The organism is Paraburkholderia sp. D15, assembly GCF_029910215.1.
Classification (GTDB): domain Bacteria; phylum Pseudomonadota; class Gammaproteobacteria; order Burkholderiales; family Burkholderiaceae; genus Paraburkholderia.
Genome location: NZ_CP110397.1, coordinates 273,496 through 288,466, shown reverse-complemented (window position 1 = coordinate 288,466; position 14,971 = coordinate 273,496). Strand labels below are relative to the sequence as shown.

Genomic DNA, 14,971 nt, shown 5'->3' with positions numbered 1-14,971 from the left:
TGCCGGCACCCGCCAATTGCTTCCGCAGCGACAAAAACATGAATGCCTCCACCCTGATTGCCGTCCGCGCGCATGTTGTGCTTCTTTCCGTCTCGATTTGCATCGTGTCGGTTCCCTGCTTGGCAATTTCCGAAGCATCCGGCGCGCTTGCGGACACCGGATCGCAGTGGCCGTGGCAGGCAGTAACGTGTGCCACCGCTATGGTCGTGATGATGCTGATAAGAGCGCTCGCGCATACGGCGTTCCGCCGCGCGTTCCGCGCCGGCAAGCTCGAGCGCCGACGTTCGCCTGAACATGCCGTCCAAATTGCCGGCGACTGCCGACTGGCGTGGCTGGTCCAGCTACATCTCGAACTGCGGGGAATGCGCTGCGTAGATTAAAGCGCTTTTTTCTCGGGCCGCTTGATTTTCTCATTGATTGGAGGCTCCAGTGCTGTTCAAAGCAATTCCTTTTGTCGGGCCGCGATATTGGCTGGCCATGGCCATAGCAAGCATGTGCGGTGCAAATCTTGGCGACATCTTCATGGATGTTCTGAGGCTGGAGGCAGGTGCGAGCTTGGCAATACTGGCGGTGCTGTTTGTCTTGCTGCTCGTCGCGGAACGCGCGATGTCCGCGGGCCTCGAACTGTTCTACTGGGCAGCGGTACTGATCGTCCGCGCCACTGCAACTAACATGGCCGATATCGCGGTGGGTGTTGCACATCTCACCTATACCTGCACGACAGTGATATTGGCGCTGATCCTGGTCGCGGCGGTGGCACTCGATCGCGACTCGGAACCACGATCGCAGAGCGGCTCGCTACCATCTACCGGCGCCCTCTACTGGTTTACAATGCTCGCAGCAGGCACGCTTGGTACGGTCATAGCGGACGGCCTAGGCCACGCATTTGGGCCGGTTCAGACCGGCGTGCCAGTTTCCGCGGCGATGGCGACGCTCGTCGTGCTCGCAGTGTTGGCAGTCCACTCGCGCGTCGGCGCTACCGGTGTCGCAAGCTATTGGACGGCCTTAGTGTCGGTTCGCTGGTGGGGCACTACCGTGGGCGATATTTCTGCGTATCTTCTGTCGCTGGTGGCCAGTATAGCGGCGACCGCGGTGGCGCTTAGCGTTGTTTTACTCGTGTGGCGCGCGCATCAGCGCGGCGTTGTAAAAAACGCCGGAGCGTAGCAAAAACCCGGCGCTCATGGGATACGGGAGGACGCGCCCTTGGCACCCGCACAGCGATTACGTCGGCTCGCCCACGATGACACTGGGGCTAAGCGTCACGCCATGTGCGTCGTGGTGAGAGCGCTTGCATCATGCAATGTCGTTCGTGGTGCGATTACGGTTCTTAGGCCTCGCCTCGCTTCAACTTCGGAAGTTGCTTGTTGCCGCTCACGATGTCGCCTTAATTTATAGATAGTGACCGTAAGCAATGGAACGCTTCGCGCTGGTCCCGCATATGGAAAGCGACTACATGATCTTCCCGCAGCCCACACACACTCAATGGCAGCCGCTGACACTTCCGCACGTCGTTGAGCCAGATACATGGGTATCGACGCCGCGAGGAGCATCAAGCAGACCTTCGAGTATTCTCGATCTCCCGACCCAAGCCGTTGGCTGTCCGAGAATCGATGTTAGCCGGCGGCTCCAAGGCATTTCCAAAGCGATTCTCGACGGCTGAAAGCATGACATCACGCACCACGCCGCCGCTACGGCCGCCTGTCGTAGCCACCCAGCTCGTCGCCCCGTTACTATCTTCACTCCTCGATAATTGAGGATTTGGCCAGATAGGCCCGGCATGATTCTCGCCCCCAGTCGCAGTCATGATCCGGGGGGTGTTGTCACCGGGCCTGGTGGGTGGCTGGTGATCGCTAATAGGGGCTCGGCCAGGATATCTTGAGGCCGTCCGTAACGTGGATGCCGAGACTTGCCACCGATGTTGCAGGCCAAACCGTTCAACCTGCAAAGCCTTCGATGCAAGAAAACCAACAACATAGCTCTGTCGATGTATTCGTCGGCGTCGATGTCGGCAAAGGCCACCATCACGCCGTCGCCCTCGATCGGACCGGAAAGCGCCTTTACAACAAGGCGCTGCCCAACGATGAGGCCAAGCTGCGCGCCCTCATCACCGAACTCAAGACGCACGGCCAGCTCCTGTTCGTCGTCGATCAGCCCGCCACCGTCGGCGCGTTGCCCTTGGCAGTCGCCCGTGACGAAGGAGTCCTGGTCGCGTATCTACCGGGTCTGGCTATGCGCCGCATCGCTGAACTGGACGCAGGGGAAGCCAAGGCCGATGCTCGCGATGCCGCCATCATTGCTGAAGCCGCGCGCTCGATGCCACATGCGCTGCGCTCACTTCGACTGGTTGACGAACCGCTCGCCGAACTCACCATGCTGTGCGGCTTCGACGACGATCTCGCGGCCCAGATCACCCAGACCAGCAACCGCATTCGAGGTTTGCTTACCCAGATCCATCCAGCGCTGGAACGCGTTCTGGGGCCGCGCCTCGACCATCCGGCCGTGCTTGATCTGCTTGAGCGATACCCGTCACCTGCCGAGCTTGCCTCGGCTAGCGAGAAAACGCTTGCCAACCGCCTCACCAAACTCGCGCCTCGCATGGGCAAGAGCCTCGCGGCCGAAATCGTTCAGGCGCTCCGCGAACAGGCTGTGATCGTGCCCGGTACTCAGGCAGCAACCATCGTCATGCCGCGTCTTGCCCAGCAACTCGCGTCCTTGCGCAAGCAGCGCGATGAGGTTGCCAGCGAAGTCGAGCGTCTGGTACAAGCACACCCTCTTTGGCCGGTGCTGACCAGCATGCCGGGAGTCGGCGTCAGGACTGCCGCCAGATTCCTCACTGAAGTCGCTCACAAGGCGTTTGCCTCAGCCGCGCATCTGGCCGCGTACGCCGGCCTCGCCCCGGTCACCCGGCGCTCGGGCTCGTCGATCCGGGGCGAACATCCATCCCGGCGGGGCAACAAGGTGCTCAAGAGAGCGCTCTTCCTCTCCGCCTTCGCAGCCCTGCGCGATCCAATCTCAAGAGACTATTACTCGCGCAAGGTCCAGCAGGGTAAGCGCCACAATCAGGCGCTCATCGCTCTGGCCCGACGACGCTGTGACGTGCTGTTCGCCATGCTGCGGGACGGCACCCTATATCAACCTAAATCCGCCCCTAATGCTTGACGAATCACATAGGCGCCCCCCCCCGGTCGCAGCATTCCAGCGCAGCGGCTCGTTGTTGTCGCAACGAAACTCGAATCCGTCGGGGCACCAATGCTGGATCCAGTTCGATACAGCAACCTTGCCGTCATTTCGCCGCTCAGGCCGTGGGCGATACGCCCCGCACTGCAGCAACGGGCGTCACGATGGAATACCGCACGATCGTAGCTGGTCGGCCATGGTTCAGCCGCTTTAGTCGTCGCACAGACCACGCGATCAACCGCCTTGACGAACTCATGCCGTGGGTCGTTGCGGACCAGCTTCGCGCAAACGCATGACGATCCCGCGCGCCTGTCAAGACGGCGCTCGTGCAGCGCTTACGGTGCTATGCGCAACGCCGCGCTACCTCAAGATGAATGGGCGCCCGACGTATCCCCGTGATGCGCAGTCGCATACAACGCTGACCACCAGTTCGATAGCACCGGTCTGGCGATTTCATGGGAATGCCCGTCCGGTTATGGTCAATGTCGTTCCGAGGCCGTTGACGGCCGACGCCGACCGCGTGGCCGCCGCTGCCCTTATGGATGGGGGAATCATGTTGATTCCGGCTGCGTTGGCGCGGCAGGTCCGCCAGCCGATAGCTTCGTGCTCGGCGCCACGCTCACGCCCCGCGAGCTCTGACCGTTACAGTCACCGTTTCTCGTCAATCGGCGGACCGGCCGTCACCGGCAGCGGCGCCGGTTTTGGCCTTCCTCGCGTCTGCGCTGACGCTCGAATTAGCTGAGCGACACGCTCAAACGATGGCTTATCGAGCTGTACCGTCCAGCGTCGTTAACAGTAGCTTTTCCGCAGCATGCTCCGCGACCATCAAGGTCGGGAGATTAGTGTTCGCGCTTGGGATGACCGGCATAACGGATGCATCTACCACATACACATTCTCTAGCCCCACAACGCGATAACCGCTGTCCACGACTGTTCGCGGGTCTTCCTGCGCGCCCATTGCACAGGTACCGACCGGGTGGCCCATCGGCGCAATTGAAGCCAGGATTTCTTCGTCACTGATTCGCGTTGCGCCGCTTCGTTTCGACAGAGGTTCCCGCACGTTCAAGGCTTTTCTGACTGCCATTCGCCGAACGGGGCCGGGCGAGTTCAGCACAAACTGCGCACCGATCGCCATGGCCGCCCCCGCAAGCCCTCCTTTGTTAAACTGATTGACGGCCATCGCTGCAGGTAGCAAGAACGCTTCGCAGTAGCAATCCATTACGCTGGGTTCGCGCAATAATGTCTCAAGCAACCGGGCGCCCTTCACTACACGAGGAGCATCGCGGGGGTCGTCAAGCATCCTGAAGTCAATTTTCGGATTTGCGTCAAGATTGGTGGAGTTAAGCGATATCGAGCCCTTTGAGAACGGCGAATACAGCGCGGACCCTGCCATCGCTACCGTCGTGCCAAAGCTTCGAGGGCTTACCCGGCCTAAGGTGAAAAGAAGGAGGTCACTTTGTGGACAGTCGGGCATTCCCGATGACGCCCGCACGCCGGTGATGACAAATCTGCGTAAATGCTGGGCGAGACGCTTACCGCGCGGCAAGGTCAGCGCGAAGAAGAGATAAGAGTGATTCTGAAGATTCTTGCCGACACCCGGCAAGTCAACGACCGGCTTTATTCCAAGTGCGCCCAGTTCTTTAGCTGCGCCAACGCCCGAGCGCATCAGTAGAGTGGGTGAATGTATGGCGCCGGCCGATACAATAACGCGACGGGCAGAGAGGTTTCTGACCGCCCCGCCCTGCTCCACCTCAACCCCTACCGCTTTGCGCCCATTGAACAGTAACCGGGTCGCACGCGCTCCTGTCAGAATGGTCAAATTCTTTCGACTTCTCACAGCGGTAGTGAGATAGCATCCGGCGCTCGTCGACCGCGTGTTTGCGTCACGGCTAACCGGCATCGCAAAGAAACCGTCCTGCGGACCTTCGTTTATGTCGTCAATATGAGCCAATCCCAACCCTTCCGCGGCGGTTTTCATCGCGGAAACGAATGGTGGCCATTCGGTGGAATCCATGCGGCGTATCGGACTGCTGCCAGAAACGCTTCCTGGGCGTGCGGGGTCACTTTCAACTTTGCGATATAACCGTACCGCCTCCTCCCAAGACCATCCCTCCGCGCCGCAAGCTGCCCACCGTGAGAAATCCGAGGGTACACCGCGAAGCGCGAACATGCCCATGATGCTGGAACCGCCGCCCATCACCTTTGCCTGCGGGAAAGGCCTTGAGGCTCCGCCCTTGACAATCGTAGCCTCAAGCCCTGGCCAAAAATAGGCGGGGTTGAGCGTGGAACTGGGGAATGTGTCCCGGATATCGGCAGGGACCGCTCCGGGAGGTGTATCAATGCCCGCCTCGATGAGCACCACGCGATGCCGGGCGTCTTCCGAGAGACGCGCGGCCAACACAGCTCCCGCGGTGCCTGCGCCGACAACAACAAAGTCGGCTTGACCATCGCCTTCAGCGGTTCGTATCGGCGCAGATGTCGCCGCCTTGATTGAAGATATCATTTATCACACTCCAGACCCGGCCCACGCGCGAGCCAGAATCTCGCGAAGAGGCGCGGGCTCAATGGGTCTCGGGTTGTTATACGGGTTTGCAAGGGCTTCCTCGACCGCACGCTCGACCCCTTCTTCAGGCATTCCGATATCGCGTAACGCTAGCGGGATTCCGCAAGCCCCCTCCAGATGTATGAGAGCTCCTATTGCGCACTGCGCATCCATCGCGCGGCCCAGCCTTGTCAAGGCTTCTGGAATCGCGGGCGCATTGTAGGTCAGCGCGTACGGGAGCAAAATCGCGTGAGTCTGCGCATGAGGAAGGTCAAAGAGGCCTCCAAGCGTATGACAGAGCTTGTGATGCAATCCCATCGAAGTTGAGCCGAGACAGCATGCGCTCAGCCAGGCGCCATAGAGCAACGTTGTCCGCGCATTGGGGTCGGCCGGATTCAACAGCACTTCAGGAAGCGCTTCGTAGATGGCGCGCACCCCTTCCTCCGCCATTAGCGAAACTACCGGATTCCGGTCGGATGCGTACAGTGCTTCAGCTGCGTGAGCCATAGCATTGAATCCCGACAGTGCTGACATAACCGGTGGCAGCGTCATAGTGAGGTCCACGTCGTAGATGACTACCTCGGGCTGAATTTTGGGTCCGCGCTGGGTCGTCTTCCGGTCATCCTGCGTTTCGCCAAGAATTGGCGTCATCTCCGACCCGGCGTACGTTGTCGGGATGACAATTTGCGGCAAATCGGTCCGCAATGCTATCGCCTTCCCGAGCCCGATTGTGGAACCACCACCAAGGGCGACCACGCCGTCAGCCATGCACGCCTTTGCAGCCGCCAAGGCACGCACGGTGACCTCAATGGGGGTATGCATGGTTGCTCCGGGAAACGTGCCCACCGCCCGCGCCCCGAGCAGTTCGCACGCGCGCTCAGCGAGCGCAACCTGCTCAGGCGTCGAGAGCACTAAAATGCGCGTTAGGCCGAGGCGATCTACCTCATCGGAGAGTTTGGTGATGGTTCCGCGTCCAAAAAGGACACGGGCAGGTAGTCCCTGGTAAATGAATGGGTCGAGCATCGGCATACCACCGCGAGTAAAAACTTCAGGTTGATTCGGTTAAAGAAGCGTGCACGCCTCTTCAAACGACGGCCGCGGCAGGCGGTCGAGAACCTTGCTCGGATCTCCGTAACCGAGGTTGCAAAGAAAATTGACAGCAACGTCACCCTCTGGAAAAAACTCGGCGTTGACCTTCGCGGTATCGAATCCGGACATCGGCCCACAGTCGAGGCCCAAGGCCCGAGCGGCAATAATCAGGTAGGCGCCCTGCAAGCTGCCATTGCGAAAAGCAGTACTCTCGATGAGTTCCTGCTTGCCTTCAAAGATGGCGCGAGCCTCCGGCCGGTGCGGGAAAAGTATCGGCAATTTGTCATGGAAGCGCCGGTCATAGCCGACGATGACGCAAACCGGTGCCGCCGCCGTCTTGTCGACATTGCCCGGCAACAACGCAGGCAACAAGCGAGCTTTAGCCTCCGCAGTACGCAAAAAGACGAACCGTGCCGGGCACGTATTCATACTCGTCGGACCGTGTTTCAACAGTTCGTACAGTTCCTTCAGTTGCGCATCGCTGACGGCCTTGTCAAGCCAGCCGTTCTGAGTTCTGGCTGAGCGAAAGACCACGTCGAGTGCGATTGCCTTCAAAGCCTTTTCCATAGTTTTCCCATGTGACGATCGGTTTTCGAGACTTTTTGTTGTGAAAATGAAATGACTTTCCGCAGTAATTTTTCGAGCTAACTTCGGGACGCATCGTGCTGTCGCTCCCCACCATGGAATAACAAATGTCACGCCGCATGCATCAACGCCACGCGCAAAGCGCCCGCAAATATCTGATGCGTGAGCCCGGTCAAGGTCAGCACCACGCCTTCCGAGCTACTGCGGGACAGGGGCTTCCTCGAGCCGAGCGCCAATCATCGCGCACGTGACAGTCGACTTCACACTGCGAATCCCGCAGTTCATCCTCACTGGAATACGCTGCGAGGAAGGACACGAGATCCCGCTTCAGCAGGTTCGTACACGTGGGCAATCCCATGCTGCCAATGCCGATGAATGCGATGCGGGGCGTCAGCTTGTTTGACTCATGACGTGCTCATGGACAGGCAGTGGGTATTGGAAGTCTTTCATTGAGGAGCCAGCAATCGATTCAGACCACTCCCGATACGCGCACCGGACGCTTCGAGTTCGTGAAGGCGCCTCGCGAGCACACCGTAATTCAACTCGCCGGCACGCTTGCGGTACTCGCCCGCAACTAGCACCGTGTCGATGTTCGACGTGTTTGCCTGCATGATGAGTGCAGCCGCAGGGTCGTGTAATGGGCGCATGTTCATGGCGTCAGCGCGAACCAAAACTATGTCGGCCTGTTTTCCCGGAGTCAGCGAACCAATCTCTTCGGCCAGACCGAGAGCCTCAGCGCCGCGCAGGGTGACCCAAGCAAGGGCGTCGTCGCACGATAAGGTCGAAGTTGCGGGCAAGCTCCCCTGCCACGCCTTCGAATCCGCGTTGTCAAGCGCCCTTTGCGATGCGAGTGCCACGCGGGCGACAGTGAACATATCGCCCGCAATGCAGGATTCAAGGTCAGCGCCGAGCGAAGGTCCATAGCCAGCATCGCGCAGCCGCCCCGTGATAGGGTGACCATGACCTTGCTGCATTTCCGTTTCGGGAGCCAGCGAGAACGTCACGCCGCATCCGAGCATCATCTGCAATTGCGTGTCGCTCAGGTTGTTTCCGTGGACAACATTCGTTCGCGAGTCCAACAATCCGGCCTGCGCAAGACGCTCCCATCCATCAGGCGTTTTCGCATCCAGCCCAGCGCAATGCATACTGGCGACGAGGCCCAGTTCCCGAGCAAGCTTGAAATCGTGAGCCGACACCTCATAGGTCGAGTAGTGAGGCCCGAGGATCGCCATACCCAGGGTTACGAGCCCGTCGCGCCTACCGAACCGCTCCTTCAGAAGTCGCTCCACTTCCGAGTGTGAATGCGGTATTTCGCTGAAATTTTTTTGACCGGGCTTCGGGTCCGGCTTCGGAGAACCATGGAAGAAGACGCTGCGAATACCGGATTCAAGAAGACCGTCAACGGCGCGGTCAGTGTGAGCCGGCGTGGGATTGTTGTGGCACCAGTCTCCCAGAGTGGTGGTCCCGCTATTGAGTTGATTCAAGGCACCGACCAACGTACCGATATAGATATCGTCCGGGGTGAAAAGGGTCGCCAAACCGGCGTGCACGCTGCGGAAGTACTGCGGCAACGTCCAGTTTGATGCAAGCCCACGCAGCGCGGTTAGCCAGGTATGCATGTGAGCGTTAACCAGCCCGGGAATGACTATGCAGTCCGATGCATCGACAATCTCCGCATCGTCTGCGCTCAACCCTGCTCCAATCTCTTCAATCCGGGTTCCGTTGACGAGCACATCAAGTCCACCGGTTCCGATACGAGGGTCCATGGAGATTACATGACCGCCCTTGATTAGTTTTCGCTGCATCCAGCGTCTCCTCTAATATTGCGCACATCTATTTCATGCTACTGCTCGAATTGCTACGCGGGTGTAACGGTGTAGTTAACGTGATGCATCTCGATTCCTAAGTCGCCCAGTTCCTATTCCACCCTGCGATGTTTTCCGTGCTGCGCATACGCCGCGAGCGATTGGTGTAAGCCGATTTTTTAATTTATGACGACGTCGCATGCGTAATCGATCCCACTGACGTTATTACCGATCTCCATATTCAACAGGCCCGGGACCTTCGCAACCATGCGCTCGAAAGCTGCTCTGAGGCCAACGACGGCACTCGCACTATCCTCTTGGGATTCGCCTTTGAGATTCCACAATACGATCTGCTGCTTAATCATCGGACTCCTCACACCTTGTACATATGTAAGCAGCGAACACGCGTGATGAAGGTCGAATGCGCCCCGCCCGACTGGTTTATTTGGTTCGTCCGCTGACAGAGTCAATGCGGTTCAGGACGAACGTGAAATCGAGCGTGCCGAAAGGGCCGTCCAGAATAGTGCCATCGGGAGCACTCCCCGCGTTGTGCCGCTCCCAATTTGCGATAAGTGATGAGCGCACCCCGAAAACGGAATCAGAATCAAGGTATTCATCGCCAGACCTGAAGACGTGTGTAATGAGCCGTTCGTAGCGAGGCGCATCAATCATGAAATGCAGATGTGCAGGCCGCCATGGATGACGGCCTAACGCGGTCAGCATGCGACCAACCGGTCCATCGTGCGGTATCGGATACGACTCTGCGGTAATCGAACGGAAATGGAAAGTGCCATCGGGGAGCGTTCTCAAAGTACCGCGGCCGTGAGCCTGTTCAGTGTCCTTATACTGAACATCGTAGAAGCCGTCAGAATCGGCTTGCCATACGTCGACGCGAGCATCGGGCACTGGCTCGCCACCGAGCCCCATCACCCTTCCAGTCACGAAGCACGGCTCGCCTTTGGCGCCGTTACCCACATCAGCACCGTTTTCATAAACCGGTGCGCCTTCGACGAAAAACGGGCCGAATACCGTGGACTCAGTACAACCACGTGGCTTCCGGTTGTTCAGCGCAGTGACAAGCATGGACAGCCCGAGCGTGTCCGAAAGAAGGATGAATTCCTGTCGCTTGTCGTCAGTAATGTGTCCCACTTCAGTCAGGAACTGAATACCGTCGAACCATTCCTCTTCAGATAGCTGGATGTCGCGTGCGAACCCGTGCAGGTGTTCCACTACGCTCGTAATTATCTGCTTAAGGCGGGGATTTTCGGCGTCCGCGTGGCGGGCCAGCACGATTTGCGTAATCGTGTCCTCGTCAACATTCTGCATAACGTCTCCAATGCGGGAAGCTGTGGTACAAGTAAAAGGCCACCAGCGGCTAACGAACAAGCCTTGCAACCGGGTCCACAATTTCTCTCGGTGGGATACGGTGTACATCAGCGGACAATTGAGTAGAGATTCTGTGAAAACGAGGAATGCCACTTTCTCAGCTTCTCCAAACCTAGAAACGTACTAGTTGAGTTCTAACTCTTATTTCTATGCATCAGTACCACCTCGCTCATTCCTAAAAACTCTCTCGGAACGTACCGCCCCGAAACCGGCCGCGATGTCGATCCGGACCAAAGGTCTTTCAAAATCGATGAACAATCCCCAAGCCCGCCGCAAACTGGCTTTTCGACGACGATGGTGTGCCGTTGAACCCGTCCCCGATAGTCGCCGTAGCATTGATAATTTGTGCTTTTCCGCCTGTGCCTAAAGTCTGTCCGCCTGCGCGCTGATACGCCTCCAGCGCGTAAAGTCCGGTGCGCTTTGAAAGACCATAGTATTGAGCCAAGTTGAACTGCTGGTAACGGGCCGAGCTTGCGATGCCGTTAGCTCGCGTCGCACGCGTGTAGCTATATCCAAACCCTAGATCGAACGCTACAGCCGGCTTCCAGTGGAGCACGATGCCACCCGTGTTGAATATAGCGGTATCGGTAAAAGCCGACCGTATGCCGGGAATATACTGGACGTTCGAATAGACCAGCGATACATCTAGGTTGTTGTTGAACTTGTACATACCGTCGACAGCAAAGCGTTGCTGCGCTTGTGCTGTCTGATAACCATTGGTCACCGCAGATACGCCCTGCTGCGCCCCATTATTCGACATGGTCGAGTTTGACCCCCATGGGCCGCCGTTCGGGGTCGAGTTGTTGGTTCTCTGGAATGCCGCAGCTGCGCCAATCGGTCCCAATTCGTATTGGAGCGCGCCAGCCAAGGTCGAACCAGTATTGAGGCTTCCTGGCACGCCCCCAAGCGAATATGAACCATAGACCGTTACCCCTCGAAAGGTCAGCGACTGATACGCAATCGTGTTGTCCGCACGATATCCCGTATCGAGGCCATCTAGATCTCCGGGGTGAGCTCCGAAATATCCGGACAGAACGTTTGTGGGACTATAACGAGATAGTGCCTGATAGTAGGCAGCATATGTGCGGCCGGCCGTGAGCGTACCGTACACGGGATGAATCAAACCCACGTATGCTGCGCGTCCGAACATGGCATTGGCGTATTGTTGCCCTCCGTTAGCGCTGTTAAATCCGCTTTCAAGGCGAAAAATTGTCTTGATGCCGTGACCTAGATCCTCTGTGCCGAGAAGACCAAACTTGCTTGCATTCCAAACGCCCTGAGACATCCGGACCGCGGACTTCCCTCCACTCGTCGAACCTAAAGACGTCTGACTACTCGAATACGCGAGCCCTGTATCTACGCTTCCGTATAGCGTCACATTGGATTGAGCAACCGCAGACATTGCAACCACACCACCCACTCCTATCACAACGCCTTTTAATGCAAAACGTCCATCCATCACCTGTCTCCTTTAATTCGTTTTTTTGTAATCTCAAGCATACGAACAATCCGTATTTACTTCGGGGCCTATTTACCACGTGGTTGCCAGTTATAGCAATTTGAAGTCGACGCTGACGTAATGCGCCGAAGCCCTGCTTCGTTCAATTGCTCACCGGAATCTACAAAACCGTTTGATCCGTTTCGCGCGATATCTTCGGGATGTGCGTCGGGCTCGCAATGCGATCGCGTTATTTGAAGTCGAGCGTTTGATGTGAGCCGTGATCGCGGCGCTAGACTCCCCAAGTGTCAATACGCTATGTCGGCCCGGCGTGTCTCTCGCGACAGCACGACGCAGAGCATCGAGACGCTGCAGAAGATGGCTAGAAACACACAGACTCCGATGACGCTGGTTCCGCCCGTAGAAGCAAAAATTGATGTCACGATCAGCGGCGTGAGGCCCGCGCCCAGCGTAGAGCCCAACTGATAACCAATGGAAGCGCCCGTGTAGCGGGTCCTCGTACTGAATTTCTCGCTCAGGAACGCACCCAGTGGCCCGTAGATCGGCCCTGCGGCGAACGAACCGAGGAGCCAGAAGGCGAGCGTCGTCAACAACGGACTGCCCTTCGAAACGAGCAGGAAGTTGGGGCCAATCAGCAGAATGGACAGCAGAAAGCCGATCAGTAGCATCGGCCTACGTCCGTACTTGTCGCTAAGATGGGCGCAGACGGGGAACCAGACGAGATTGACGCCGTTTGCGATCGCGAGTGCGAAAAGCGCAATGCTCGAGTCGAAGCCAAGATGCCGGATATAGGTCTGGGTGAAAGTAACGCCGACAATATAGACGGCAAGCGGCCCTGCTGACGTGACTACGGCGAGAATGACCGCCTTCCATTCATGGCGTAGCAGATCGGCAAGAGGAAACCGACTCATCTCTCCTTCCCGCTTCAACGCCTGGAGAAAGAGCGGTGACTCGCTGACCCTACTAAGAATATAGAGGCCGATGACAAGCAGGAGAGCGCTGAACAGGAAGGGGACACGCCATCCCCATTGCAGAAACTGACTGTCCGGCAACAGTCTGAAAAGACCGAACGCAAGCGAGGCGAGCACAGTCCCCGACGGCGCGCCGATCGCGATGAGCGATGCGAAGAGCCCCCGGCGCTTCTGGTCACAGTGTTCGATGGCCATCATCAATGCTCCGCCGTACTCACCGCCCGCTGCGATGCCTTGCACCACACGCAGGAACAGCAATAGCGCCGGAGCCATCCAGCCAACAGTCTGGGGCGTCGGCAGCAGTCCGATCAACGTCGAAGCGACACCCATCACCGTCATTGTGATGACCAGCATGTGCTTGCGCCCTAGTCGATCCCCGAAGTGGCCGAAAACCACTCCGCCCAAGGGGCGCGCTACATACCCGGCAGCAAAGGTCGTGTATGCGGCAATCGTGCCCATTAGCGGCGGGAGGTTGCCGAAAAAAACGGGCCCGAATACCAGCGCTGCAGCGGTGGTGTACAGGAGGAAGTCGTAGAACTCGATCGCACATCCAAGATAACCGGAGATGATGACACGCCTGACCTCTCGATAATCCGGATTCGAGTAGCGCGCGTGCTCCGGCACCATAGCCGCATCTGCGGCAGCGCTGATTTTTCTCACGTTTCTCATGTGTCTCCTGGTATGTATATATGCATTATGTACAGGCGAAGCTTTATTGATGCGCCGCTCCATTGCCGTAATAAGCTCGTTGCATCTTTTTGCAGGCCACGAATCACCTTGGTGGCACTATTTTTCGGCTGGGCTAAGCCGACATAAATCGAAAACTTCGCATTTGTCATCCGTTGTCCTAACTGATACTGTGTCTCACCTTCGGGTTACCGGACGCCGCAGCAGACCCGGCAGACAACTCAGACAGCGCAACTCCAATTACCCTTCTGGATGACTGCGCCACGACTGGTCAAGAAGGAAGCAGACTTCGCTTCGATCTTGTAGACCACTTGTGGCCACGATTGGCGTCACCTGTGCGTCTTCTTCAAGTCACGGACTCAAGCATGAAAGGCTCTCTCCGCGGTCGGATCTTTGTCTCGAGCATGTAGATAGACGAAGACGCGGCGACGAACAGCGTCCGCCAGTCCGGTCCGCCCCAATGGATGTTGCCAACGCGCTCAGGTATTTGGATCTTTCCAATCAATCGGCCCATTGCTGAATAAACCCAAAGGCCGCCAGGTGCGGTCACCCAGACATTGCCCGCCTCATCGCATTTCATACCGTCCGGTAAGCCGGGGACATCTTCTTGCACGATGCTCTCCGCGAAAATGCGACCATTGGCCAGAGAACCGTCTGGCCGGACATCGTAGACACGGATATTCGTCTGCTCAGTGTCGTTGACATAGAGTAGCTTTTCGTCGGGCGAGAAACAGAGTCCGTTGGGCTGATCAAAGGTTTCTCGATCTACGAGAAGCTGCGGCTCACCGCCGCCCGGTTCAATTCGGTAAACACCTTGGAAATCAAGCTCGGCCGGAATGGGCAGGCCACCGAATTCAGGCATACGGCCGTAGAGCGGGTCGGTGAAGTAAATCGATCCATCGAGGTGAACTACAATGTCATTCGGGCTGTTCAGTGCGCGCCCCTCGAAATGAGTCGCCAGCTTGACGCGCGTTCCATCCGGCGAATAGCGCGTGACAGCGAAGTCGGCTTGCTCGCACACCAAAAGATTCAAAGCGCGATCGTAGGTCATACCGTTGCCATTTCGGCTTGGCCGCTTCACTTCAACGACCCCGTTCTTATCCCAGCGGCGACGCACGTCGCCAGGAATATCCGAGAAAAGAAGATAATGATCGGTTGGATGCCACACCGGCCCCTCGACCCAGATGTAGCCAGTTCCGATTTGCCGAGGAGCGCTGTCTAGATCGATCAGTTGCTCAAAGCCGGAATGAAGCGCCACGTGTCGCATTCT

General features: G+C 57.8%; 10 protein-coding genes and 1 pseudogene. 3 read left to right on the top strand and 8 right to left on the bottom strand.

Annotation, left to right across the window (positions count from 1 at the left end):
- Positions 1-38: 38 nt before the first annotated feature.
- The 3 genes from LFL96_RS35875 to LFL96_RS35865 all read left to right on the top strand — a co-directional run bounded on the left by LFL96_RS35875 (position 39) and on the right by LFL96_RS35865 (position 3,159).
- Positions 39-380: a hypothetical protein gene (locus LFL96_RS35875; protein ID WP_281003970.1), complete on the top strand. Its 342-nt coding sequence runs from the start codon at positions 39-41 to the stop codon at positions 378-380.
- Between the two features lie 49 nt (positions 381-429).
- Positions 430-1,164: a hypothetical protein gene (locus tag LFL96_RS35870; protein WP_281003969.1), complete on the top strand. Its 735-nt coding sequence runs from the start codon at positions 430-432 to the stop codon at positions 1,162-1,164.
- Between the two features lie 789 nt (positions 1,165-1,953).
- On the top strand, positions 1,954-3,159 hold the full coding sequence (locus LFL96_RS35865) for an IS110 family transposase (RefSeq protein WP_281003968.1): 1,206 nt from the start codon (positions 1,954-1,956) through the stop codon (positions 3,157-3,159).
- A gap of 781 nt (positions 3,160-3,940) precedes the next feature.
- On the opposite strand, the gene LFL96_RS35860 is transcribed toward LFL96_RS35865, so the two are convergent.
- The 8 genes and pseudogenes from LFL96_RS35860 to LFL96_RS35825 form a co-directional block, all read right to left on the bottom strand.
- Positions 3,941-5,680 carry a GMC family oxidoreductase N-terminal domain-containing protein gene (locus LFL96_RS35860; RefSeq protein WP_281003967.1) on the bottom strand — a complete coding sequence of 580 codons (1,740 nt, stop codon included), beginning with the start codon at positions 5,678-5,680 and terminating at the stop codon, positions 3,941-3,943.
- Positions 5,681-5,683: 3 nt separating this feature from the next.
- Positions 5,684-6,742, bottom strand: coding sequence for a maleylacetate reductase (locus tag LFL96_RS35855; protein ID WP_281004362.1), 1,059 nt, complete (start codon positions 6,740-6,742; stop codon positions 5,684-5,686).
- A gap of 39 nt (positions 6,743-6,781) precedes the next feature.
- Complete coding sequence (locus LFL96_RS35850) at positions 6,782-7,375, bottom strand: malonic semialdehyde reductase (RefSeq protein ID WP_281003966.1); 594 nt, start codon at positions 7,373-7,375, stop codon at positions 6,782-6,784.
- 464 nt (positions 7,376-7,839) lie between these two features.
- Positions 7,840-9,198 carry an amidohydrolase family protein gene (locus LFL96_RS35845; protein WP_281003965.1) on the bottom strand — a complete coding sequence of 453 codons (1,359 nt, stop codon included), beginning with the start codon at positions 9,196-9,198 and terminating at the stop codon, positions 7,840-7,842.
- Positions 9,199-9,639: 441 nt separating this feature from the next.
- Positions 9,640-10,524: an intradiol ring-cleavage dioxygenase gene (locus tag LFL96_RS35840; protein ID WP_281003964.1), complete on the bottom strand. Its 885-nt coding sequence runs from the start codon at positions 10,522-10,524 to the stop codon at positions 9,640-9,642.
- Positions 10,525-10,825: 301 nt separating this feature from the next.
- A complete protein-coding gene (locus LFL96_RS35835; protein WP_281003963.1) occupies positions 10,826-12,043 on the bottom strand; it encodes a porin in 1,218 nt (405 codons plus the stop codon).
- A gap of 287 nt (positions 12,044-12,330) precedes the next feature.
- Positions 12,331-13,683: an MFS transporter gene (locus LFL96_RS35830; RefSeq protein WP_281003962.1), complete on the bottom strand. Its 1,353-nt coding sequence runs from the start codon at positions 13,681-13,683 to the stop codon at positions 12,331-12,333.
- A 382-nt stretch (positions 13,684-14,065) separates the two neighbouring features.
- A pseudogene (locus LFL96_RS35825) lies at positions 14,066-14,968 on the bottom strand (SMP-30/gluconolactonase/LRE family protein); the annotation flags it as partial.
- Between the last annotated feature and the right edge of the window lie 3 nt (positions 14,969-14,971).

Excerpts from the sequence above, each read along its gene's own strand:
- LFL96_RS35850 (WP_281003966.1), bottom strand. The coding sequence starts at position 7,375 with ATGGAAAAGGCTTTGAAGGCAATCGCACTCGACGTGGTCTTTCGCTCA.
- LFL96_RS35860 (WP_281003967.1), bottom strand. The coding sequence starts at position 5,680 with ATGATATCTTCAATCAAGGCGGCGACATCTGCGCCGATACGAACCGCT.
- LFL96_RS35865 (WP_281003968.1), top strand. The coding sequence starts at position 1,954 with ATGCAAGAAAACCAACAACATAGCTCTGTCGATGTATTCGTCGGCGTC.
- LFL96_RS35855 (WP_281004362.1), bottom strand. The coding sequence starts at position 6,742 with ATGCTCGACCCATTCATTTACCAGGGACTACCTGCCCGTGTCCTTTTT.
- LFL96_RS35845 (WP_281003965.1), bottom strand. The coding sequence starts at position 9,198 with ATGCAGCGAAAACTAATCAAGGGCGGTCATGTAATCTCCATGGACCCT.
- LFL96_RS35840 (WP_281003964.1), bottom strand. The coding sequence starts at position 10,524 with ATGCAGAATGTTGACGAGGACACGATTACGCAAATCGTGCTGGCCCGC.
- LFL96_RS35875 (WP_281003970.1), top strand. The coding sequence starts at position 39 with ATGAATGCCTCCACCCTGATTGCCGTCCGCGCGCATGTTGTGCTTCTT.
- LFL96_RS35830 (WP_281003962.1), bottom strand. The coding sequence starts at position 13,683 with ATGAGAAACGTGAGAAAAATCAGCGCTGCCGCAGATGCGGCTATGGTG.
- LFL96_RS35835 (WP_281003963.1), bottom strand. The coding sequence starts at position 12,043 with ATGGATGGACGTTTTGCATTAAAAGGCGTTGTGATAGGAGTGGGTGGT.